The 1,995-nt window shown below is 64.6% G+C and carries 1 protein-coding gene; it reads left to right on the top strand.

Features of this window, described 5'->3' with window-relative positions:
• Positions 1-1,995: condensation domain-containing protein (locus TVH25_RS21235; RefSeq protein WP_422425406.1), on the top strand; the 1,995-nt coding region annotated here is incomplete at both ends.

Raw genomic sequence — 1,995 nt, 5'->3', positions numbered from 1 at the left:
TGGTGCTCGATGAGTTTCCGCTCAACAGCAGTGGGAAGCTCGATCGTAAGGCGTTGCCTTCCCCTGTCTTCGAGGCTCGGGAGTTCCGGGCGCCGCAGACCGCCGTCGAACAGGTTGTGGCGTCGACGTTTGCGGACGTGTTGGGTCTCGAGCGGGTCGGTCTCGACGACAACTTCTTCGAGCTCGGCGGTAACTCGTTGGTTGCGACCCAGGTGGTGGCGCGTCTGGGTGCGGCGCTCGATACTCGGGTGCCGGTGCGGGTGTTGTTCGAGGCGTCGACTGTCGGGGAGCTGGCGGTGCGGGTGGAGCAGGTGTCCGGTGGGGGTGCCGGGGTTCCGTTGGTTGCTCGGGTTCGGCCGGAGGAGATTCCGTTGTCGTTGGCGCAGCAGCGGATGTGGTTCCTCAACCAGTTGGATCCGGGGTCCGCGGCGAACAACATTCCGGGGGCGATCAGGTTGTCGGGATCGTTGGATGTCGATGCGTTGCAGGCGGCGGTGTCGGATGTGGTCGCGCGACACGAGTCGTTGCGGACGGTGTATCCGGAGATCGACGGAGTCGGTTTCCAGAAGGTTCTGCCTGTCTCGGGGACCGTCGTCGAGGTGCTTGGGGAGACCGTCGCGGCCGACGAGGTCCCGGCACGTGTCACGGAGATCGCGACTGCCGGTTTCGATGTCACGCAGCAGGTTCCGATCCGAGTGCGGCTGCTGCGAATCACGCCGGAAGAGCATGTGCTGGTGGTGGTGGTTCATCACATCTCCGCTGACGGGTTCTCGATGGGGCCGTTGACCCGGGACGTGGCGACGGCGTACGCGGCGCGGGCCGTGGGCGCGGTCCCGGAGTGGTCGGCGTTGGAAGTCCAGTACGCGGATTACACGCTGTGGCAGCGAGAGATCCTCGGCGACGAGTCCGATCCGGAGTCGCTGCTCGCGCGGGAAACCGAGTTCTGGCGCACTGCTTTGGCGGATCTTCCTGAAGAGTCGACGGTGCCGGCGGATCGGCCCCGCCCGGCGGTCTCGAGTTACCGGGGTGCCTCGCACAGTTTCACGATCGATCGGCGCGTCCGTGCGGGTATCACCGATCTCGCCCGTCTCAGTGGCGCAACGGAATTCATGGTGGTGCATGCTGCTCTTGCGGTGATGCTGTCCCGGTTGAGCGCCCAGTCCGATATTGCGATCGGCACGCCGATCGCGGGTCGTGGTGAGGCTGCGCTCGACGATCTGGTGGGTATGTTCGTCAACACGCTCGTATTGCGGACGTCGGTTGATGGTGGGGTGTCGTTCGGGGAGCTGCTCGATGCCGTACGTGGGGTCGATCTCGAAGCTTTTGCGCATGCTAATGTGCCGTTCGAGCGATTGGTGGAGGTGCTCGATCCTGCGCGTTCGCAGGCGCGTCATCCGCTGTTCCAGGTGATGCTGACTTTCCAGAATATGGCGGACGCGCATCTCGAGTTGCCCGGTCTGAGTGTCTCGGGTGTCGACTTCGATGCGCAGATCGCCAAGTTCGATCTGCAGTTGACGTTGTCGGAGGGGTTCGCGGAGGACGGTTTCCGTGCGGAGTTCACGTATGCCACCGATTTGTTCGATGCGGTAACCGTCGAGGGGTTCGCGGAGCGGTTCGTGCGGATCCTCGAGGCGGTGGTGGCTGATCCGTCGCTGCGGGTGGGCGATATCGATCTGCTGGGCGCCGACGAGCGCAGTGCGGTGCTCGAGCGGTGGAACGATACGTCGCGTCCGGTGCCGGAGTCGACGTTGCTGGACCGGTTCGATGCGCAGGTCGCTGCGTCGCCGGATGCGGTCGCGGTGGTGTTCGAAGACGAGTCGTTGACGTATGCGCAGTTCGATGTGCGGGTCAATCAGCTTGCGCGGTATCTGATCTCGCGGGGCGTGGGTCCGGAGACGACGGTCGGGTTGGCGGTGCGCCGGTCGTTGGATCTGTTGGTGGGGATGTATGCGATCGTCCGTGCGGGCGGCGCCTATGTGCCGCTCGATCCGGATC

Origin of the sequence: Rhodococcus sp. 7Tela_A2, assembly GCF_049311045.1 — a bacterium.
Taxonomy (GTDB): Bacteria; Actinomycetota; Actinomycetes; order Mycobacteriales; family Mycobacteriaceae; genus Rhodococcus.
Note: the sequence above shows the minus strand (reverse complement) of the source record. Positions and strands in the feature narration are given on the sequence as shown.